This is a genomic window from Pseudomonas sp. Sample_24 (genome assembly GCF_004307605.1).
GTDB lineage: Bacteria > Pseudomonadota > Gammaproteobacteria > Pseudomonadales > Pseudomonadaceae > Aquipseudomonas.
Genome location: NZ_RCNW01000018.1, coordinates 1 through 883 on the forward strand (window position 1 = coordinate 1; position 883 = coordinate 883).

Below are 883 nucleotides of genomic sequence, written 5' to 3' on the forward strand. Positions count from 1 at the left end.
ACGATGGCCAGGCTGTCGCCCTTGTTCAGTTCCAGGCTGAGTTCGTGCAGGATAGTCAGTTCACCTTCCGCGCTGGGAACCACTTTGCTGAGGTTCTTCGCGGTGAGAATGCTTGCGCCCATGGAGAATCCGATGCGTGTGTGGTTTTTGAGTGCTGGCCTGGCCTTGATGTGCATGGCCCAGAACGCAGCGGCGGGTACTGTCCTGATCGTTGGCGATAGTATCAGCGCCGGTTTCGGGCTGGATACCCGGCTGGGGTGGGTGTCGTTGCTTGAGCAGCGGCTCAAGCGCGAAGGTTTTGACGATAAAGTGGTCAATGCGTCCATCAGCGGCGACACCAGTGCCGGTGGCCAGGCGCGGCTGCCGGCGCTGCTTGCAGAGCATAAGCCGGAGTTGGTGATCCTCGAATTGGGCGGCAATGACGGACTGCGTGGACTGCTCCCAACACAATTGCAACAAAATCTTGCTTCGATGATCGACAGCTCCCGCGCCAGCGGTGCCAAGGTGCTGTTGCTCGGCATGCAGTTGCCACCCAATTATGGCGCGCGTTACACCAAGGCTTTCGCTGATGTCTACAGCAATCTGGCCGACGAGAAGAAAATCCCGCTGGTGCCGTTTTTTCTCGAAGGCGTGGGCGGTCATCCCGACCTGATGCAGGCCGATGGCATACACCCGGCGGCCGGGGCTCAGGACAAGTTGCTGGAAAATGTCTGGCCTACCCTAAAACCGCTGTTATGACACTTTTCTAGCGGCAGGCTTTCGGCTAAGGTGGCGCCCCCGATTTGGAGCCCCCGATGCCGCGTCCTGCCTGGTCACTATTTGCCTATCAACTGATCGAGCCTGACGAACAGCTGGATCTGTTCGCCTGCCAGGAAGTGCGGGT

1 protein-coding gene and 2 pseudogenes are annotated in these 883 nt (G+C 59.0%); 2 read left to right on the forward strand and 1 reads right to left on the reverse strand.

Translation table 11 applies throughout. The features are described from left to right. A pseudogene (locus D8V06_RS00820) lies at positions 1-122 on the reverse strand (ABC transporter); the annotation flags it as partial. Between the two features lie 10 nt (positions 123-132). Between D8V06_RS00820 and D8V06_RS00825 the strand changes: the two are divergent. Together D8V06_RS00825 and D8V06_RS30650 are read left to right on the forward strand one after the other, a co-directional pair. Then, a complete protein-coding gene (locus tag D8V06_RS00825) occupies positions 133-738 on the forward strand; it encodes an arylesterase (RefSeq protein WP_056856409.1) in 606 nt (201 codons plus the stop codon). A gap of 56 nt (positions 739-794) precedes the next feature. Continuing rightward, positions 795-883, forward strand: a pseudogene (locus D8V06_RS30650) (hypothetical protein); the annotation flags it as partial.

Coding starts and splice junctions, on each gene's coding strand:
- D8V06_RS00825 (WP_056856409.1), top strand. CDS start 133: ATGCGTGTGTGGTTTTTGAGTGCTGGCCTGGCCTTGATGTGCATGGCC.